General features: G+C 66.4%; 19 protein-coding genes. 14 read left to right on the top strand and 5 right to left on the bottom strand.

Annotated elements, in window-relative coordinates; genetic code table 11:
- Positions 1 to 60 precede the first annotated feature (60 nt).
- A complete protein-coding gene (locus DK847_RS01195; protein ID WP_111196304.1) occupies positions 61 to 1,071 on the top strand; it encodes a zinc-binding alcohol dehydrogenase family protein in 1,011 nt (336 codons plus the stop codon).
- Between the two features lie 145 nt (positions 1,072 to 1,216).
- Positions 1,217 to 1,912, top strand: a complete 696-nt coding sequence (locus DK847_RS01190) for a Crp/Fnr family transcriptional regulator (protein ID WP_161957089.1) — start codon at positions 1,217 to 1,219, stop codon at positions 1,910 to 1,912.
- A 27-nt stretch (positions 1,913 to 1,939) separates the two neighbouring features.
- Here DK847_RS01190 and DK847_RS01185 read toward each other — a convergent pair whose 3' ends face one another.
- The 5 genes from DK847_RS01185 to DK847_RS01165 form a co-directional block, all read right to left on the bottom strand.
- Positions 1,940 to 2,833 (bottom strand): ABC transporter permease, encoded by an 894-nt coding sequence (locus DK847_RS01185; RefSeq protein ID WP_245414491.1) that lies wholly within the window; start codon positions 2,831 to 2,833, stop codon positions 1,940 to 1,942.
- Positions 2,830 to 3,834: an ABC transporter permease gene (locus tag DK847_RS01180; protein WP_111195788.1), complete on the bottom strand. Its 1,005-nt coding sequence runs from the start codon at positions 3,832 to 3,834 to the stop codon at positions 2,830 to 2,832. The genes DK847_RS01185 and DK847_RS01180 overlap by 4 nt, the downstream gene beginning before the upstream one ends.
- On the bottom strand, positions 3,827 to 4,912 hold the full coding sequence (locus DK847_RS01175; protein ID WP_111195787.1) for an ABC transporter ATP-binding protein: 1,086 nt from the start codon (positions 4,910 to 4,912) through the stop codon (positions 3,827 to 3,829). The genes DK847_RS01180 and DK847_RS01175 overlap by 8 nt, the downstream gene beginning before the upstream one ends.
- 155 nt (positions 4,913 to 5,067) lie before the next feature.
- Complete coding sequence (locus tag DK847_RS01170) at positions 5,068 to 6,228, bottom strand: extracellular solute-binding protein (RefSeq protein WP_111195786.1); 1,161 nt, start codon at positions 6,226 to 6,228, stop codon at positions 5,068 to 5,070.
- A gap of 190 nt (positions 6,229 to 6,418) precedes the next feature.
- Positions 6,419 to 7,420 (bottom strand): GGDEF domain-containing protein, encoded by a 1,002-nt coding sequence (locus DK847_RS01165; protein ID WP_161957088.1) that lies wholly within the window; start codon positions 7,418 to 7,420, stop codon positions 6,419 to 6,421.
- Positions 7,421 to 7,574: 154 nt separating this feature from the next.
- Here DK847_RS01165 and kce point away from each other — a divergent pair, with 154 nt between their 5' ends.
- From kce to DK847_RS01110, 12 genes are all read left to right on the top strand, one after another.
- Positions 7,575 to 8,510, top strand: coding sequence for a 3,5-dioxohexanoate:acetyl-CoA acetone transferase (gene kce, locus DK847_RS01160; RefSeq protein WP_111195784.1), 936 nt, complete (start codon positions 7,575 to 7,577; stop codon positions 8,508 to 8,510).
- A 167-nt stretch (positions 8,511 to 8,677) separates the two neighbouring features.
- Entirely contained in the window at positions 8,678 to 9,751 is a 1,074-nt protein-coding gene (locus DK847_RS01155) for an NAD(P)/FAD-dependent oxidoreductase (protein ID WP_111195783.1), read from the top strand.
- Positions 9,748 to 10,554, top strand: a complete 807-nt coding sequence (locus tag DK847_RS01150) for an HAD-IIB family hydrolase (RefSeq protein WP_342634741.1) — start codon at positions 9,748 to 9,750, stop codon at positions 10,552 to 10,554. The genes DK847_RS01155 and DK847_RS01150 overlap by 4 nt, the downstream gene beginning before the upstream one ends.
- Positions 10,547 to 11,590, top strand: a complete 1,044-nt coding sequence (locus tag DK847_RS01145; RefSeq protein WP_111195782.1) for an AbrB family transcriptional regulator — start codon at positions 10,547 to 10,549, stop codon at positions 11,588 to 11,590. Before DK847_RS01150 ends, DK847_RS01145 begins: the two co-directional genes overlap by 8 nt.
- Positions 11,590 to 12,378, top strand: coding sequence for a sterol desaturase family protein (locus tag DK847_RS01140; RefSeq protein ID WP_111195781.1), 789 nt, complete (start codon positions 11,590 to 11,592; stop codon positions 12,376 to 12,378). Before DK847_RS01145 ends, DK847_RS01140 begins: the two co-directional genes overlap by 1 nt.
- On the top strand, positions 12,375 to 13,145 hold the full coding sequence (locus DK847_RS01135; RefSeq protein WP_111195780.1) for an SDR family NAD(P)-dependent oxidoreductase: 771 nt from the start codon (positions 12,375 to 12,377) through the stop codon (positions 13,143 to 13,145). Before DK847_RS01140 ends, DK847_RS01135 begins: the two co-directional genes overlap by 4 nt.
- Positions 13,146 to 13,217: 72 nt before the next feature.
- Positions 13,218 to 13,466, top strand: a complete 249-nt coding sequence (locus DK847_RS01130) for an Ada metal-binding domain-containing protein (RefSeq protein ID WP_111195779.1) — start codon at positions 13,218 to 13,220, stop codon at positions 13,464 to 13,466.
- Entirely contained in the window at positions 13,448 to 13,615 is a 168-nt protein-coding gene (locus DK847_RS20495; protein ID WP_161957087.1) for a hypothetical protein, read from the top strand. Before DK847_RS01130 ends, DK847_RS20495 begins: the two co-directional genes overlap by 19 nt.
- 166 nt (positions 13,616 to 13,781) lie before the next feature.
- Positions 13,782 to 14,312: a hypothetical protein gene (locus tag DK847_RS01125; protein WP_111195778.1), complete on the top strand. Its 531-nt coding sequence runs from the start codon at positions 13,782 to 13,784 to the stop codon at positions 14,310 to 14,312.
- 182 nt (positions 14,313 to 14,494) lie between these two features.
- Entirely contained in the window at positions 14,495 to 16,282 is a 1,788-nt protein-coding gene (locus DK847_RS01120; RefSeq protein ID WP_204508200.1) for a fatty acyl-AMP ligase, read from the top strand.
- Positions 16,283 to 16,310: 28 nt separating this feature from the next.
- Positions 16,311 to 17,282, top strand: a complete 972-nt coding sequence (locus DK847_RS01115; RefSeq protein WP_111195776.1) for an NAD-dependent epimerase/dehydratase family protein — start codon at positions 16,311 to 16,313, stop codon at positions 17,280 to 17,282.
- Positions 17,279 to 17,518: an acyl carrier protein gene (locus DK847_RS01110; protein WP_111195775.1), complete on the top strand. Its 240-nt coding sequence runs from the start codon at positions 17,279 to 17,281 to the stop codon at positions 17,516 to 17,518. The genes DK847_RS01115 and DK847_RS01110 overlap by 4 nt, the downstream gene beginning before the upstream one ends.
- The last annotated feature ends 2 nt before the right edge of the window (positions 17,519 to 17,520 follow it).

Below are 17,520 nucleotides of genomic sequence, written 5' to 3'. Positions count from 1 at the left end.
GGGCACAGTGCTATTATACAAGGCTCCTCCGCTCAAGAAGGATCGCCCATGCCCGAGACGATGCGCGCCGTCATCTGCCGCAACCCCGGTGAGATCGAGATCGTGACCTACCCCGTGCCGGAGCGGAAGCCCGGCGAGGCGCTGGTGAAGATCCGCCGCATCGGCGTCTGCGGCACCGACATGCACATCTACCAGGGCAACCAGCCTTACTTCACCTACCCGCGCGTGATGGGGCATGAGCTTTCGGGCGAGATCGTGGAGGTGGGGCCAGGCTCTGCGCTGAAGCCGGGCGAGCCTGTCTATATCGTGCCCTATCTGCACTGCGGGCAGTGCATCGCCTGCCGGGCGGGCAAGACCAATTGCTGCACCAGCCTCAAGGTGCTGGGCGTGCACATCGACGGCGGGATGTGCGAATACCTCTCGCTGCCCGAGACGCACCTGTTCAGGGCCGAGGGGATCACGCTCGACGAGGCCGCCATGGTGGAGTTCCTGGCGATCGGCGCCCATGCCGTGGGGCGGGCGAAGGCGAGCCGCGGGCAGCGGGTGCTCGTTGTCGGTGCGGGGCCGATCGGGGTGGGCGTCGCGATCTTTGCGGGCCTCGCCGGGGCCGAGGTGACGGTGCTGGATGGCCGCGAGGACCGGCTGGCCTTCGCCAGCCGGCTCGAGGCCGTGCGGCACACGGTGCGGCTGGGCGAGCATGACGTGGAGCGGATGAGGGAGAACACCGACGGCGAGTTCTACGACGGCGTGTTCGACTGCACGGGCAGCCCGAGGGCCATGGAGCGCGGCTTCGGCTTCGTGGCGCATGGCGGGACCTATGTGCTGGTCTCGATCGTGCAGGGAAACATTTCCTTCAGCGACCCGGAGTTCCACAGGCGCGAGACCACGCTGCTCTCGAGCCGCAATGCGACGCTGGCCGATTTCGCGACGGTGATGCGGGCGATGCGGGCGGGGCAGGTGCCGACCCGCGCCATCCGCACCCACAGCGCACCGCTGTGGGAGGCGGGGGAGCGGATGCCCGAATGGATCCGGCCCGAGGCGGGCACGGTGAAGGCAGTGCTGGAGCTTTAGCAAGGGCGAATATTCCATTTCAGGATAATAGTCCTTGACAGCGCGCGCTCGCCGTGCTAGAAAGGCGCATACTCCCGAAATAGCCAATCGAACGTTGATCGCCCGGGGCTTCCACCCTAGCCTTGCGGGCGGGAGGGCATTGATCGTGACGGATACGCTTTTCGACGGCATTTTCCACAAGGACAACATCGTCCACATCGCCGCGCTGTTCTATCTCGCTGGCTTCCTGTTCCGGAACCAGATCCTGCTGCGCGGGCTGATCATCGCGGGCGACGTGGTCTACATCCTGTATTTCTGGCTGGCGCCGGCAACGCCCCTGTGGGGCGCGATCTTCTGGAGCTCGCTGTTCGTGGCGGTGAACCTGTGGATGATCGGGATGATCCTGGCCGAGCAGCGCCACTTCGCGCTGACGGATGAGGAGCGCCGCCTGTTCGACGTGCTGCATGACCTGACGCCGGGCCAGTTCCGCCAGCTCCTCAAGCTCGCCCGGCAGGGCCGCGCGGAGGCCGAGATGGTGGTGACGCGCGAGGGCCAGCCGCTGGCCCAGCTCTATTTCGTGCTCACCGGCCAGGTGCTGATCGAAAAGGCCGGACGCCGCGCGCTGACCGAGCCCGAAACCTTCATCGGCGAAATCGCCTTCCTGCTCGACCGTCCGGCCACCGCCACGGTGACGCTGGAGCGCGGCTGCTATTACTTCGTCTGGACCTCCAAGGACCTGAAGAAGGCGATGGACGCCAAGCCCGCCCTGGGCGGCGCCCTCACCGCGGCGATGAACCGGAACCTCGCGATGAAGGTGGCGAAGTCGGAGCTGGCGGGAAGGGTGGTGGAGGCGGTGGGGTGAAGGCTTTCCGGGGAGGGTTCGGGGCCTTTACTTCAGCCCCGCGGGCCCCGCTTCGCCGAGGTCGCTTCTCTCGGCGATCTTGGCGTTTTCCTTGCTGCGTTCGGCTTGTGCTTCCTCGCGCCGTTTCATCACCTCGTAGATGATGGCGCCGAGGAGCGAGAGGCCGATGATGATGACGGCGAGGGCTGACAAGGCGGGCGTGGTGCCCTGGCGGACTTCGCCGGCGAGCACGGTGACGAGCGTCTTGTCGGCGAGGATGGCGAAGGTCGTGGTGTTGTAGTTCTCGAAGCTCGAGAGGAAGGCGATGACGCCGGCGGAAATCATCGCGGGCTTCAGGAAGGGCAGCAGGATGTGCCAGAAGACCTGCGGGTGCGAGGCACCGAGGTCGAGGGCGGCTTCCTCCTGCGCGCGGTCGAAGCGCTGCAGGCGGGCCATGATGATCAGGAGCGCATAGGCCGCAACGAAGCTCGACTGGCCGAGGATGGCGAGGATGATGCCCTTGTAGAACCACGCCTTGGTGACATCCGTCATCCCCATCATGTCCTTCCAGAAGATGACGGTGGAGATGCCGATGATGACGCCGGGGGTGAGCACCGGCGAGACGGTGACCAGATAGAAGGTGCTGCGCGCGCGGTGGTAGATCTGGTTCATGATGATGGCGGCGGCAAGCCCCACCGGCACGGAGACGGCGACGACGCCGAGGCCGATGATGATGGAGTTCTTCAGGCCCTCCATCATGGCGCGGTGGTTCCACAGCTTGACGAACCAGTCCAGCGTGAAGCCCTCGAAGGGGATGGCCTGAGGGTAGCTGGGCGTGTTGAAGGCGGTGACGCTCATCACCGCGAGCGGGCCGAAGAGATAGAGGAAGAACAGGGCGATGTAGAAGCCGATCATCGCCTTCATGACGAGTTTCGAGCTCACTTGATCGTCTCCCCGAGCGATACCTTGAACATTCGCAGCATCAGCAGCACGAAGGCGATGCAGGCGGTGAGCAGGATGAAGGCATAGGCTGCACCCCGCGGCCAGTTGAAGGCCTGGAAGAAGAAGTCATAGACGATCGAGGTGAACCACAGCGTGGACGGGCCGCCCAGGAACTGCGGTGCGGCGAGCGAACCCGCCGCCAGCATGAAGACCATGGTGCAGCCCGACGCGATGCCGGGCTTGGCATAGGGGATGACCACGTCGCGGTGGATCTTCCACCAGGGGGCGCCCAGGTCACGCGCGGCCTCGATCTGGTTCTTGTCGAGGCTTTCGATCGCGTTGTAGAGCGGGAAGATCATGACGAGGAGGTAGGCGTAGGACAGGCCGACATAGAGGCCGACATTGATCGACAGGAAGTCGATGGGCGTCGAGGTGATGCCGAGCCCCATGAGCGCCTGGTTGATGAGGCCCTTGGAGGCGAGCAGCAGGCGCAGCGAGAAGGCGCGCAGGATCTCGTTCACCCAGTAGGGCACGATGAGCGCCAGCATGATGAGGCGCACCTTCTGCGCCGTGCCGGCCTGGGCCATGTAATAGGCCAGCGGATAGCAGATGGCGAAGTTGACGGCCGTCACCAGCACCGAGGTGATGATCGAGAAGACGAAGGCCCAGATGTGGGTGGTGTTGATCTCGTTGTCGACCGGGTTGATGAAGAAGGACTTGTATTGCGCGATCGTCAGCACGTCCGTCGGGCCGCCGCGCTGGGCGGGCGGCAGCTTCGGGTGGAAGCTCTCGACCACCATGTAGAGATAGGGCAGCGTGACGAGGAACAGCGTCCAGAAGGCCACCAGCGCGATGAAGACGATGCCGAGCGCCGTGCCGTTGCGCTCGAAGAAGCCCTTGTGCGTCGGATCGTGATGCTTGCCCTTCTCGGCCCGCGCCATGAACCAGAAGATGGCGATGACGACCAGCGGAACGAGGAAGACGAAGAGGCGGCTACTCACGGGCCATCTTCCCTTCCGGCAGCACGACGCCCATCGAGGGGTCGAAGTGGATCGCCGCCGCTTCGCCCTGCGCCGGGATCCTGTGGCTGCCGTGGCGGGCGACGGTGACGGTGATGTCCTTCTTGGTCGAGCCCTTGAGGAAGACGTGGGTGGCATTGCCCTCGAAGGCGCTGGAGAGCGTTTCGGAGACGATCGTCGCATCCGACGCGCCGGCACCCAGCCGGAAGCTCTCAGGGCGCACGAAGAGAATGGCACGGTCGCCGGCCTTCAGCTTCCTGTCGTTGCGGCCGCGCAGCACGCCATGGGCGGTTTCGATGGCGGCATGCTCGCCGTCGGCGGAGACCACCTTGCCGGCGAAGGGATTGTTCTCGCCCACGAAGGAGGCGACGAAGGGGGTGTCCGGGTGGTCGTAGACGGTCTTGCCGTCGGCCACCTGCTGGATGACGCCGTCGGACATGACCGCGATGCGGTCCGACATGGTGAGCGCCTCGCCCTGGTCATGGGTGATGTAGATGAAGGTGATGCCGACCTGCTGCTGGATGGCGCGCAGCTCGTTGCGCATGTGCTGGCGGAGCTTGAGGTCGAGCGCCGAGAGCGGCTCGTCGAGGAGCAGCACCTTGGGCTGGACGGCCAGCGCGCGGGCGATCGCCACGCGCTGCTTCTGGCCGCCGGACAGTTCGCTCACCAGCTTGTCGCCCTGGCCGGGAAGGGCGATGAGGTCGAGCAGCTCGCCCGCACGCTTCCTGCGCTCCTCCTTCGAGACGCCGCGCACGCGCAGGCCATAGGTGATGTTGTCGGCCACCGTCATCAGCGGGAAGAGCGCGAGGTTCTGGAAGATCAGCGCGGTGGGGCGCTTGTTGGGGCCGATCCCCGCCATGTCCTGTCCGCCGATCCGGACCTTGCCCTGGGACGGATCGAGGAAGCCCGAGACGGTGCGCAGGATCGTGGTCTTGCCGCAGCCCGAGGGGCCGAGGAAGGAAAAGAATTCGCCGCCCCGGATGTCCAGCGTGGCGTCGTCCACGGCGGTGAACTGACCGAAACGGACGGTAATGTGATCGAGTTCAACGCCCGCACTCATGTGCTGCCACCCCTGAATTGATACTGGCCGTCTGCTGCGGCCTTTGGCCGGAGTTTCTATCGTCGCCCGGTGGAATTCAAGTAGAACCAACCGTGGCCTGAAAATGAACCAGCCCCGCGGATCGCGGGGCTGGCGCAAGAGTTGTGAAGGCTCGATCAGGCGGCCTTGAACTTGTCCACGTACTGGCTGCGGATTTCCGCGTACCAGGTGGGTTCCGCCGGCCAGGGCCAGAGGTTCATCAGCGACTCGCCCGGATAGGCCTGCTGGAAGATCTGCTTGGCCTGGTCGGAGAGGAACTTGTCAGCACCGTTGACGACCGGGTTGTAGCCCGAGCCTTCTGCAACCTGGGCCGAGACTTCCGGCGTCTGGAGATATTCGAGGAAGGCATAGACCTGATCGGTGTTCTTCGCCGACTTCAGCAGCGAGATGCCGTCCACCCAGGTGATGGCGCCCTCGATCGGGGCCTGGTAGTTGACGGGCTTGCCGGCCTTCTTGAGCGAGATCGGCGGGCCGTCCCAGGTCTGGCCGATCCACACGTCGTTCTCCATCAGGCCCGACTTGGTGTTGTCGGCCGAATCCCAGAACTGCTTCACCCAGGCCTTGTGCTCGATGGCGAAGGCGAGGATCGGGTCCCACAGCTTCTTGAAGTTCTCTTCGTCCTTGTAGCCGTCGAGCATGCGGTTGGACGGCATCTTGCCCGACTTGTCCCACCACAGGCCGATGCCGAGCAGGAAGGAGTGGCCGCGGCCCTGGGTGTGGCCCTTGACGTCATCCGCCCACAACGAGCCGTAGCTCAGCGTGTTGGGATCGCCCTTCCACAGGTCGGTGCGCCAGGAAATGGCTTCCGAGCCCCAGCAATGCGGCATGTAGTAGAGGCCGTCTTCCCAGGTCCAGAGCTTGGCAGCGCCGTCAGCCATGGAGGGGATGAGGTTGGAATGGTTCTTCACCTTGTTCATGTCGAACGGCGCGAGGACGGCGAGGTCCTTGTACTGGGGGGCGCGGTTCTGGGTGGGCGAGCAGATGTCGAAGCCTTCGCCGCCGGTGGCCTGCAGCTTGTTGATCTGCTCTTCGTTCTGCGAGAAGGGCGTCTGGTTGACCTTGATGCCCGTGGCCTTCTCGAAGTTCGGGATCACCGGATCGGGATATTCGTCCGACCACATGAGAAGGTTCAGCTCGCCCGAGGAGGAGAGCGCATTCTTGGTGTAGAGCGGTGCCGTCAGGCCCACGGCGCCCAGCGCCACGGCCGACTTCATCAGGGTACGGCGCGACAACGCCGCGGCGCGCATGGTTTCCTGCGCGGGTGTGAGTTTCGTCATTCGAGAACGTCCTCCGAGTATGGCGCCGCTTGAGTGCTGGCGCCTGATTGCCGTGACCAGTCCGGTTCAGTTCCGGCTTCATATGTCTTTTCAAGACAATATGACGATCCCGCGACGGGAGGCAACGGGATTGTTCAAGGCCTGCGGGAAGTTAACCTAAGGCCAATTGCGGGCGAGGTTTTAGGTATCTTTACGCCGCCACGCGGTTGCGGCCCGCCTGCTTGGCTTCGTAGAGCTTGGCATCGGCCCTGGCGACCAGCGCGCTGGTACCCTCGCCGCCCGCCAGCTGGGCCACGCCGAAGGAGGCGGTGACGCGCAGCATGGTGTTGGGCGCCCCCGGTTTCTGCCAGAACTGCGCCTCGAGCTGGGCCTTGATCTGGCCCGCCACCTTGGAGGCATTGTCGAGGGGGGTGGCGGGCAGCACGATGGCGAATTCCTCGCCGCCGTAGCGCGCCACCGTGTCGCGGCCCTTGACGTTGCTCGACAGGATCTTCGCGAACCATTTCAGCACGTCGTCGCCCGCCGGGTGGCCATAGCGGTCGTTGATGGACTTGAAGTGGTCGATGTCGGCGATGATCAGCGACAGGGGCTGGCCGCCGTTGCGCGCGGTGGCGAGGTGGGAGGCCAGCACCACGTCGAAGCCGCGGCGGTTCTTGAGGCCGGTCAGGGGATCGCTGAGGCCCTGCGCCTCGGCGGTTGCAAGGTTGCTCTTCAGCTTCTCGATCTGGCGCTGCGAGGTCTCGAGGCTGGCCTGCAGGTTGGAGGTGCGGGCCTTCATCTTGTCGTTCTCGATCATGAGATAGGAGATGATGATGCGCACCTGCTCGGTCTTGAGGCTTTCGTGCAGGTCCTCCTTGGCGCGTTCAAGGACGGTGGAGAAGTTCTCGTTCGCCTCGGCATGCTGGCGCAGGAGCGAGAGGAGCTTCGACACCTCGGTCTGCACCGGATCGGCAGCGGAGGTGTCCAGGGCCGCGGTCTCTGCCGGGGGCGCGGCGGAGAGTTGCACGGCCTTCGGCGCGTGCAGCATGTCCCACACGGTGCTGAGCAGCGTCGCGGCGATGAGCAGGGTGACGGCGCCGAGCTCATAGGCCCTGGCATTGGCAATGCTGCCGGGGCTGCGGATGAGGTAGAGCGCGACGAGCCCCGCGGCGCCCGAAACGACGGCAAGCACGATGCGCAGGATCGAGGTCATGGTGCGGCGCCCCCGCGATTGCTGGTTTGCGGGGAAGGCTAGCGTCCGCGGCTTGCGGCAAACTTGCATGGCCGGCCTGCCCAAACTTGTGCGTGACGGAAAGGTTTCCGCCCGGTAGCCTCGGGCCAGGATCCAGCGCCGCAGGGAGGCCCTTTTGCGCAAGAAGAACAAGACCATCATCACCTGTGCCATCACCGGCTCGATCCACACGCCGTCGATGTCGCCGCATCTGCCCGTGACGCCGGACGAGATCGCCAGCCAGGCCGTGGAGGCGGCGGAAGCGGGAGCGGCGATCCTGCATCTTCATGCGCGCGACCCGGAGAACGGCAGGCCCTCGGGTGACCCCGACACCTACAACCGCTTCCTGCCGCGCATCAAGCAGGGCTGCGACGCCATCGTGAACATCACCACCGGCGGCGGCCAGGGCATGAGCATCGACGAGCGCATCAAGGCGGCCGAGGCCTTCTCGCCCGAGATGACGTCGCTCAACATGGGTTCGATGAATTTCGGCCTCTACCCGATGCTCAACCGCTATTCCGCCTTCGAGCACGAATGGGAGCGGGCGCACCTCGAGAATTCCAAGGACTTCATCTTCCGCAACACCTTCGGCGACATCGAGAAGATCCTCGAGCGCCTGGGCAAGGGCCATGGCGTGAAGTTCGAGTTCGAATGCTATGACGTGGGCCACCTCTACACGCTGGCCCACTTCCTCGACCGCAAGCTCGTCACGCCGCCGCTCTTCGTGCAGACGATCTTCGGCATCCTCGGCGGCATCGGGCCCGACCCGCAGAACGTCATGGTGATGCGCGAGACGGCGGAACGGCTGTTCGGCGACCAGTATTACTGGTCGGTGCTGGCGGCAGGGCGCTTCCAGCTGCCCTTCACCACGATGGCGGCCACCATGGGGGCGAATGTGCGCGTCGGGCTGGAGGACAACCTCTACCTGGGCAAGGGCCAGCTGGCGCCGTCCAACGCCGCACTGGTCTCGAAGATCCGGCACATCCTCGAGGAATTGTCCTTCGATATCGCCACCGCCGACGAGGCACGGGCGATGCTGGAGACCAAGGGGGCGGCGAGCGTGAAGTTCTGAGAGTGCTCTCCGCCGTTCATCGTCGCCGGGCTTGTCCCGGCGATCCTTTTGGGGAGGGCCAGAAAGGATGCCCGGGACGCGCCCGGGCACGATGAGTTGGGAGAGGGTATGCTGGCCAAGGGCGGTGCTTGCCGTTAGTTCTGCGGCGGCGAGTGGGGAGTGAATCAATGCCGAAGCGGGTTATCGTCATCGGGTCCGGGATCATCGGTGCGTCCATCGCCTGGCACCTGGCGAAGGGCGGGGCGGAGGTGGCGGTGGTCGAGGCGGACCAGCCGGGTGGCGTGGCCACGCGGGCGAGCTGGGCCTGGATCAACGCGAGCTGGGGCAACCCCGAACCCTATTTCCGCCTGCGCATCCGCTCGATGGCGCATTGGCACAAGATGCAATCGGAGATTCCGTCACTCGCCATCAACTGGTGCGGCGGGCTGATCTGGGACTTGGCCCCTGCGGAGCTCGATGCCTATGCGGCCGAGCGCGCCCAGTGGGGCCAGCCGCTCCGCAAGGTGGGGCGCGGCGAGATCCACGCCATCGAACCGAAGCTGAAGCAGGTTCCCGACGAGGGCTATTTCGCGCCCGGCGAGGGCATGCTGGAGCCGCTGGCCACGGCACAGGTGCTGCTGGGCGCGGCCCGCGCGCTGGGTGCTGAGGTGCTGACCGAGACGCCGGTGAAATGGCTGGCGGAAGAGCATGGCCGGGTGGTTGGCGTGATGACCGATGTCGGCGTGATCCATGCCGACGAGGTGGTGGTGGCGGCGGGCGCCGGCTCGGCCCAGCTCCTCGACAGCGTTGGCCTCAGCTTCCGGATGAATGCACCCGCCGGCCTGCTGTCACACTCGAAACCGGCGCCGAAACTCGTGAACGGGCTGGTGATGACGCCCGGCCTGCACATCCGCCAGACGGCGGAAGGGCGGATCGTGGCGGGCACCGACTTCGCCGGGGCCGACCCCGAAGGCAATGCGGAAGCCCTTGCCGCCGATCTACAGGCCAAGGTGGAGGCAATGGTCGAGGGGGCGGAGGGGCTTGGCCTCGACTTCTTCACCGTCGGCTACCGGCCCACCCCGGCGGATGGTTTCTCGGCCATCGGCCGGCCGCACAGCAAGAACGGGCTCTACCTCGTCGTCACCCATTCCGGCGTGACGCTGGCCGCCGCGCTGGGCCTGTTCGCGGCGCAGGAACTGCTCACCGGGCAGCGTGACCCGCTGCTTGCCACCTTCTCACCGGACCGACCGACACTCACATGACCATGCAGCCCCTCTCCACCGCCCCCCGCGCCTTGCTCGCCGGGGTGAAGGCGGTTCTCACCGATATCGACGACACGCTCACCCTCCATGGCAGGCTTCCGGCGGAAGCCTTTGATGCATTGTGGAAATTGCGCCGCGCGGGGATCAAGGTGGTGCCCATCACCGGGAGGCCCGCGGGCTGGTGCGACCTGATTGCGCGGCAATGGCCGGTCGACGGCGTGGTGGGCGAGAATGGCGCCTTCTATTTCCGCTATGACGAGGCGGCGAAGAAGATGATCCGCGTCTATGCGCAGACGGCCGAGCTGCGGCGCGCCAACAGCGAGAAGCTCTGGAAGATCGCCGACCAGGTGCTGAAGGATTTCCCCGGCACCGCGATCGCTTCCGACCAGGCCTATCGCGAGATCGATGTCGCCATCGATTTCTGCGAGGACGTGCCGCCGCTGCCGCTGGCCACCGCCCAGAAGATCGCCGAGGCCTTCCACCGCGAGGGTGCCGCGGCGAAGGTTTCCTCCATCCACGTGAATGCCTGGTTCGGCGCGCATGACAAGCTCACCATGAGCAGGAGGTTCCTGGCCGAATCCCTTGATATCAGACTCGAAACGGATTTGAATCACATCGCCTATTGCGGTGACTCGCCCAATGATGCGCCGATGTATGCGGTGTTCCCGCTAGGGATCGGCGTGGCCAACATCAAGCCCTATGCGAAGCTCATGGCGCATCTTCCGAACTATGTGACGCAGGGCGAGGGCGGCCACGGCTTCGCGGAGTTCGCCGACGCCGTGCTGCAGGCACGCCATGCGTGATACGGCCACGGGCCTCGCCATCGGCACCGCCGGCGGACTGGCCTTCTGGCTTCTCGGCATTCCCGCGCCGTGGCTTGCGGGCAGCATGATGGCGGCGATCATCGCCGTGTTCTCCCGCGTGAGGGTGGGCATGCCGGACTGGCTGCGCACCATGGCCTTCATCTTCCTCGGCATCCAGACTGGCACGGCGGTGTCGTGGGACACGGTGGACCGCGCCATCCACTGGCCGATCTCGATTGCCTTCCTGTGCCTCACCGTGGTGGCCGTCACCTGGGCCTGCATGGCCTATTACATCCGGCGGCATGGCTGGGACGTGCCGACGGCACTGTTCGCCAGCCTGCCGGGTGCCTTGTCGCTGACGCTGCTTCTGGCGAGCAGCACCACGGCCGACATGCGGCGGGTGACCATCGCGCAGTGCATCCGGCTGTTCTTCCTCGTCGCGGCGCTGCCCACCGTCATCACCTGGCTGCGGCCGCCGGAGGATCCCCTGACCATGACGCTGAGTCAGATCGGCGGACTGTGGGACATCGTCCTTCTCGTCGCCGTCTCGACCGCCGCGGGCTATGCGCTGGAATGGCTGAAGGTGCCGGCGGGGCTGATGCTGGGGCCGATGCTGGCGAGTGCGGCACTGGAGCTCTCGGGTGTCATCTCCGGCACGGCACCCATGTCGATCCTGATCCCGGCCAACGTCGTACTGGGCGTGATGATCGGTGCACGGTTTTCGCATTTCACCTTCGCCGAATTCCGCGCGGCCCTGGTCGAGGGCTTCTCGGGCTTCCTGATTGCGCTGGTGATTGCCATGGCTGGGGCAGGGGTTGCGGCCTATTTCTCCGGCCTGCCCTTCGCGCTGACGCTTCTGGCCTTCTCGCCCGGCGGCCTCGACGCCATGACCATCATGGCCTTTTCCCTCAACCTCGACCCTGCCTATGTCGGCGCCCACCAGATGGTGCGCTACATGGCGCTCGCCCTGCTGATGCCGGCCGCCACGGCCTATGTGCTGAAACGCATGGGCGCCTATGGCGGGAGCGGGGCGTGATGGAGCAGCTTTCGGCGCTTCTGCCCTACAAGATCGCCGCGGTGCTCGGCTGGCTCGCGCTGCTCCTCGTGCTGGAGAGGGTGTTCCCGCTGGCGAAGGTGGTGGGCGGCGTCCGGCGGGTGGCGAAGAACCTGTCGCTCGCGGGCTTCAACGCGCTGCTGTCGCCGCTGATCGTGGTGCCCGTCTCGGCCTTCGCCGCGGCCCATGCGCTGGACTGGCGGCCCCCGTGGTGGAGCGGCTGGACGGGGCTCGTCCTCGATATCCTGCTGCTCGATCTCTGGATCTACTGGTGGCACCGGGCGAACCACGAATGGCCGCTGCTCTGGCGCTTCCACGAAGTTCATCACCTGGATGAGTTTCTCGACGCAAGTTCAGCCCTGCGCTTCCATTTTGGCGAAGTGGCGCTGTCGTCGCTGGCGCGGGCGGGGGTGATCCTGCTGACGGGCGTGCCGCTGGTGAGCGTGGTGGTGTTCGAGACGCTGCTGGCCTTCAACACCATCTTCCATCATTCCGACGTGCGGCTGCCGCCTCGGCTGGAGAAGGTCCTGTCCTGGGTGATCGTCACCCCCTCCATCCACTGGGTGCACCACCACGCGATCCGCCGCGACACGGATTCGAACTATGCCTCGCTGCTCTCCGTCTGGGACCGTCTGTTCGCCAGCCGCAGCCACACCGTGCGGACGCCGGAGATGCCGATCGGCACAGAGGGGCTGAAGGACCGGGGCCTTGCGGGGCTCGTTGCCAGACCCTTCGAAGAGCGGCAGAGTTGGGGCGGAGGTGAGCGATGAGCGAATGGACGAAGCGATTTTCACTCGCGGGGCGCCGCGCCCTGGTGACGGGGGCCAGCAAGGGCATCGGCTTCGAGACCTGCCGGGTGCTGGCCGATGCCGGCGCCGACATTGCCGCCGTGGGCCGGGATGAGGCCGGACTGGCGGCGGTGAAGGCTGAGGTGGAGGCGCTGGGCCGCCGCTGCGTGACGATCCCGGCCGACCTCGCCACCGTCGAGGGCCCGAAGCAAGCGGCCGCTCGCGCGCTGGAGGCTTTCGGCACCATCGACATCCTGGTCAACAATGCCGGGGTGACCTCCATCAAGTCGATCATCGACACGCCGGTCGAGGACTGGGAGTGGCTCAACAACGTGAACCTGCGCGCCCCCTTCCTGCTGGCCCAGGCACTGGTGCCCAGGATGATCGAGCAGCGCATGGGCAAGGTCATCAACATCTCGTCGCAGTCGGGCGTGGCGGCACTCGACGACCATGCCGCCTACAGCGCCTCGAAGGGCGGGCTCAACATGCTGACCAAGGCGATGACGGTCGAATGGGCGAAGCACAATGTGCAGTCCAACTCGATCTGCCCGACCGTGATCCTGACCCCGATGGGCGAGATGGTGTGGGGCGACCCGGCCAAGGGCGACCCGATGAAGGCCAAGATCCCGGCGGGCCGCTTCGGCCGCACCACCGAGGTGGCGGACCTGATCCTGTTCCTTGCCTCCTCCGCCTCCGACATGATCTGCGGGCAGGTGATCCTGCTCGATGGCGGCTTCACCGCGCAGTAGCCGAAATCGGGTGGCGCTGCCGTGCCGGTCGGGTCCAGATGGCGCCGGTCAGGCTCAAGCGAGGGGAATGCAATGGAATGGCAGCAGTCAGATGCCGCGCGCTGGCAGGCGATCGTCGCCCGTGACCGTGGTGCGGATGGCGCCTTCTGGTATGGCGTGGTCACCACCGGCATCTATTGCCGGCCGCATTGCCCCTCGCGCCCCAGGCGGGAGAACGTGCGGTTCTTCGCAACACCGGAGGCGGCGCAGGCGGCTGGCATGAGGCCCTGCCGGCGCTGCCGCCCCGAACGGGAGCACGACCCATGCCTGACACCGGCCTGACGGCCCGCCTCGACCAGCTGCGCACCGACGTGGCGGCGATGCTGGACAGCCCCAAGTCCAAGCTCAATCCCAAGCAGAAGGCGGCGCTGAAGGAGATCGGCCAGCTGCTGTCGGAGGCTGCCGACGAGGCGGAGGAGGCCGGGCTTTAACGCCACCTGCGGCTTTTGCTTGCGTCGGGCGCGGCAGAGGGGAATGCTCGGGCCCGTGCCCCCTTGGTGCTGGCACGGGTCCTGCAGGGTGAATGCCCGGAAGGGGCCTGCCCCAGTTCCGCCGTCCCGGTCTGGGACAGGCGAGGGCAGGTGAGGAGTGTGTGGCGTGGTGAAGCCCGCGGTGAAACAGGATCGGGACGGCCTGGCCGAAGCGCTGCGCGAGGCGAGGCTCGCCGAGGCGGCGCATTTCGAGGCTGCCCGCGACCTGCGCGATTCCAAGACGCTGCGCCTGCAGATCCTCAAGGACGATCTGGTGCCAACCGTGCAGGCCAACCCCGAGGCCAGGGAACTCTTCGACCTCACGCTGCTGCCGGGCGAGCCGCCGAAGCTCTGGGTTGATCTCACCGCCTATGTCGTCATGGAGCCGGACCACCGCACCTACCGGGTGCTGCAGGACCGGCAGGACAGCCGCGACATCCTGTTCGAGGGCCGGGACCGCGAACAGGCGGCGGCCGCCATCCGCCGCCACATGGCGCACCGGTTGGTGGCGCGGGAACGGCAGGCGGCGCAATTGCCGGTGGCTGCCGGGGCAGGTTACAGTTCTGCGACGCTCATGCTGGCCTGGGTTTCGGGCTTTGCATTCGGGGCCCTGGCGCTGGTCGCTGCGGCGCTTTATACGGGTCTTCTAAAGTATTGATTTCAATTGTAATTCAATTGCATTCTCCACACCGTAACAATCTGAAACAACAATTGATTTCCCCGGACTCACCCCCGCTGTTACGAAAAATTACCGGATGCCCCCTATAGCCGGACAGGTTAAGGCGGGCGTTACGGTTCGAGTTTTGGATTTCGCAGGGTATCGATTGCATGCAGAGCGCTTTGAAGCGGAACGCTGACGCCGACGCGGCCGGATCGGTTACGCCGACCTCAAATCGCAGCCTCGCACAGAACCTTGCCGGCTTCGGGACGCTCGCCGAAGGCCTCGACTATGCGGCCAAGGGCGTCACCGGCTTCAATTTCTATTCCCCGCGCGGCGCCTTGCAGCACGTGCTGCCCTATGCGGAGCTCCGCCGCCAGGCGCTGTCCACCGCGCGCAAGCTTCTCTCCCTCGGCCTGAAGCGCGGCGACCGCGTCGCCGTCGTGGCCGAGACCGGGCCTGAATTCATGGCGGTGTTCTTCGGCTGCCAGTATGCCGGCCTCATTCCCTGCCCGATGCCCTACACCATGTATATCGGCGGCAAGGACAGCTACATCGACCGCGTGGCCGGCATGCTGGCCGCCGCCAAGGCCGGAACCGTGATCACCGGCGAGGACCTGCTCGGCCACATCACCGAGGGTGCGGCCCGCGCCGGTGCGCGCCGCGTGCTGACCCACGCCGAACTGCAGGCACTGCCGGAGGCCGCCACCAAGCTCGAGCCCTTCAGGGCCGATGAGGATGCCTATATCCAGTATTCCTCCGGCTCGACGTCCAACCCCAAGGGCGTGCTGATCTCGCAGCAGGCCATCATGTCCAACACCCGCGGCATCCTGCGCGATGGCATGCGCATCAATCCGGAAGACCGCGCCTTCTCGTGGCTGCCGCTCTATCACGACATGGGCCTCGTGGGCTTCTGCCTGTCGCCCGCCATGGGGCAGGTGAGCGTCGATTTCCTCGCCACCACGTCCTTCGCGCGCCGCCCGGCACTGTGGCTGAAGCTGATGTCGGACAACAAGTCGACCATCACCTATTCGCCGAGCTTCGGCTATGACCTCGCCGCGCGCCGCATCAATGGCGATGCGGTGACGCTTGATCTCTCGCGCCTGCGCATCGCCGGCATCGGCGGCGACATGGTGCGCGCCGACGTGCTGGAAGGCTTTGCGGCGCATCTCTCCGTCGCCGGCTTCCGCCCCCAGGCCTTCCTGCCGAGCTACGGCATGGCCGAGACGACGCTGGCCATTTCCTTCGTCGATGCCGACAAGCCGATCCGCATCGACTCGATCGACCGCAGCGCCCTGAAGCATGAGGGCCGCGCCATTCCCGCCCGCGGGGCCAGTGCCCGCAGCTTCGTGGTCTGCGGCCGCCCGATGGAGGGCTCGACCGTCGAGATCCGCGACGAGCGCGGCACAGTGCTGGGCGCGCGCGCCGTGGGCCGCATCTTCGTCAGGACGCCGAGCCTGATGACGGGCTACTTCCACAATGCCGAGGCCACCGCCGCGGTGATCGGCCAGGACGGCTTCCTCGACACCGGCGACATGGGCTACTGGCTCGACGGCGAGATCGTGATCACCGGCCGCGCCAAGGACCTGATCCTGCACAATGGCCGCAACATCTGGCCGCAGGACATCGAATGGGCCGCCGAACAGATCGAGCCGCTGCGTGACGGCGACGTCGCTGCCTTCGCCGTCGAGAATGACGAAGGCGAGGACGAGGTGACGGTGCTGGTGCAGTGCCGGTTGCAGGACATGGCCTCGATCGAGGCGCTGCGCCATGAGGTGTCGGCTGTCGTGCACCGCTCGGCGGGCGTCGAGTGCAAGGTCGTGATGGTGCCGCCCAAGAGCCTGCCCTTCACGTCCTCCGGCAAGCTGTCGCGCGCTGCCGCCAAGCAGAAGTTCCTGTCGGGCGAGATCGCCGAATTGTCTGCGCTGACGCTGGCCGCCGCCCCGGACAGCCTCGAGGCCGTCCACTGAGGCGGGGCTGCCCGCCGCACCGGAATTCATGAGCAAGACCATCGCCATCACCGGCGCCTCCGGTTTCGCCGGGAGGCACGCCGTTGCCGAGCTGCTGCCGCGCGGCCACCGCCTGCGCGCGCTGCTGCGCAGCCCCCAAACGGCAGCCCTTCCGCCCGGCGTCGAAACCGTCAGGGGCGATCTCGCGGATGATGCCGCGCTGGCGCGGCTGGTCGCCGGGGCCGATGCCGTCATCCATCTCGCGGGGGCGCTGACCGCGCTCGACCGCTCGGGCTATTTCAGGGTCAACGAACACGGCACGCGGGCGCTGGCCGATGCCGCGCTCGAGGCGGGTGTGCCGCGCTTCGTGCACATTTCCTCGCTCGCCGCACGCGAGCCGCAGCTTTCGGGCTATGCGGCGAGCAAGCGGGCGGGGGAAGAGGTGGTGCGCCACCGCATGGCGGCCCTCAATGCCATCCTGATCCGGCCGCCGGCCGTCTATGGCCCCGGTGACAGGGGCACGCTGCCCCTGATCAAGGAACTGACGCGGCCCGTCGCCGCCATTCCCGGCCCGGCGGGCGCACGGTTTTCACTGATTCACGGCCGCGACCTCGCCCGCCTCATCGTGCGTGCCGTGGAGGGGAACGAGCAGGGCCTGCACGAGGTGAGCGACGGCCAGGAGGGCGGCTATGGCTGGCCGGACCTCATCCGCACGGCCTCCGCCTTCCGCGGCGGCCCGGTGCGGGCCATTTTCCTGCCGCGGGCCGTGCCGGCGGCGGTGGCGACCGTGGCGGAGGGCCTGGCGCGGCTCACCGGCAAGCCGGGCATGGTCAACCGCGGCAAGATCGCCGAGCTCTACCACGTCGACTGGGTGGCGCGGCCGGGCGGCCTGGCGCTGGCCGATCCCACCCCCTTCGCCGCTGGATTTGCCGAAACCGTGACCTGGTACCGGGCTGCCGGGTGGTTGCCTCAGGGGCGCGGCACCGATACAAGGACCGCCAGTTCAAGGACGTCTCAATGACCGACACCGTTACCCAGCTCTGCACGCTGCTGCAGCCGTTCAACACCAATGGCACGGTTCTCTCCGCCGCGACCGACATCTCGACCGACCTCAACATCGACTCCGTCACGGTGATGGACTTCGTGATGGAGGTCGAGGACCATTTCGACATCGAGATTCCGCTCAACGTGCTGTCGGAGACGCGCACGGTGGCCGACCTCGCCGCGGTCGTCGAGGCGCGCACGAGGAAAGGGTAGGA

Source organism: Aestuariivirga litoralis (assembly GCF_003234965.1).
In the GTDB taxonomy this organism is placed as follows: Bacteria; Pseudomonadota; Alphaproteobacteria; order Rhizobiales; family Aestuariivirgaceae; genus Aestuariivirga; species Aestuariivirga litoralis.
Note: the sequence above shows the minus strand (reverse complement) of the source record. Positions and strands in the feature narration are given on the sequence as shown.

Bases quoted from the DNA above. Each gene is read 5' to 3' on its own strand.
- DK847_RS01195 (WP_111196304.1), top strand. From the start codon at position 61: ATGCGCGCCGTCATCTGCCGCAACCCCGGTGAGATCGAGATCGTGACC.
- DK847_RS01175 (WP_111195787.1), bottom strand. From the start codon at position 4,912: ATGAGTGCGGGCGTTGAACTCGATCACATTACCGTCCGTTTCGGTCAG.
- DK847_RS01170 (WP_111195786.1), bottom strand. From the start codon at position 6,228: ATGACGAAACTCACACCCGCGCAGGAAACCATGCGCGCCGCGGCGTTG.
- DK847_RS01165 (WP_161957088.1), bottom strand. From the start codon at position 7,420: ATGACCTCGATCCTGCGCATCGTGCTTGCCGTCGTTTCGGGCGCCGCG.
- DK847_RS01155 (WP_111195783.1), top strand. From the start codon at position 8,678: ATGCCGAAGCGGGTTATCGTCATCGGGTCCGGGATCATCGGTGCGTCC.
- DK847_RS01150 (WP_342634741.1), top strand. From the start codon at position 9,748: ATGACCATGCAGCCCCTCTCCACCGCCCCCCGCGCCTTGCTCGCCGGG.
- DK847_RS01145 (WP_111195782.1), top strand. From the start codon at position 10,547: ATGCGTGATACGGCCACGGGCCTCGCCATCGGCACCGCCGGCGGACTG.
- DK847_RS01140 (WP_111195781.1), top strand. From the start codon at position 11,590: ATGGAGCAGCTTTCGGCGCTTCTGCCCTACAAGATCGCCGCGGTGCTC.
- DK847_RS01135 (WP_111195780.1), top strand. From the start codon at position 12,375: ATGAGCGAATGGACGAAGCGATTTTCACTCGCGGGGCGCCGCGCCCTG.
- DK847_RS01130 (WP_111195779.1), top strand. From the start codon at position 13,218: ATGGAATGGCAGCAGTCAGATGCCGCGCGCTGGCAGGCGATCGTCGCC.
- DK847_RS20495 (WP_161957087.1), top strand. From the start codon at position 13,448: ATGCCTGACACCGGCCTGACGGCCCGCCTCGACCAGCTGCGCACCGAC.
- DK847_RS01115 (WP_111195776.1), top strand. From the start codon at position 16,311: ATGAGCAAGACCATCGCCATCACCGGCGCCTCCGGTTTCGCCGGGAGG.
- DK847_RS01110 (WP_111195775.1), top strand. From the start codon at position 17,279: ATGACCGACACCGTTACCCAGCTCTGCACGCTGCTGCAGCCGTTCAAC.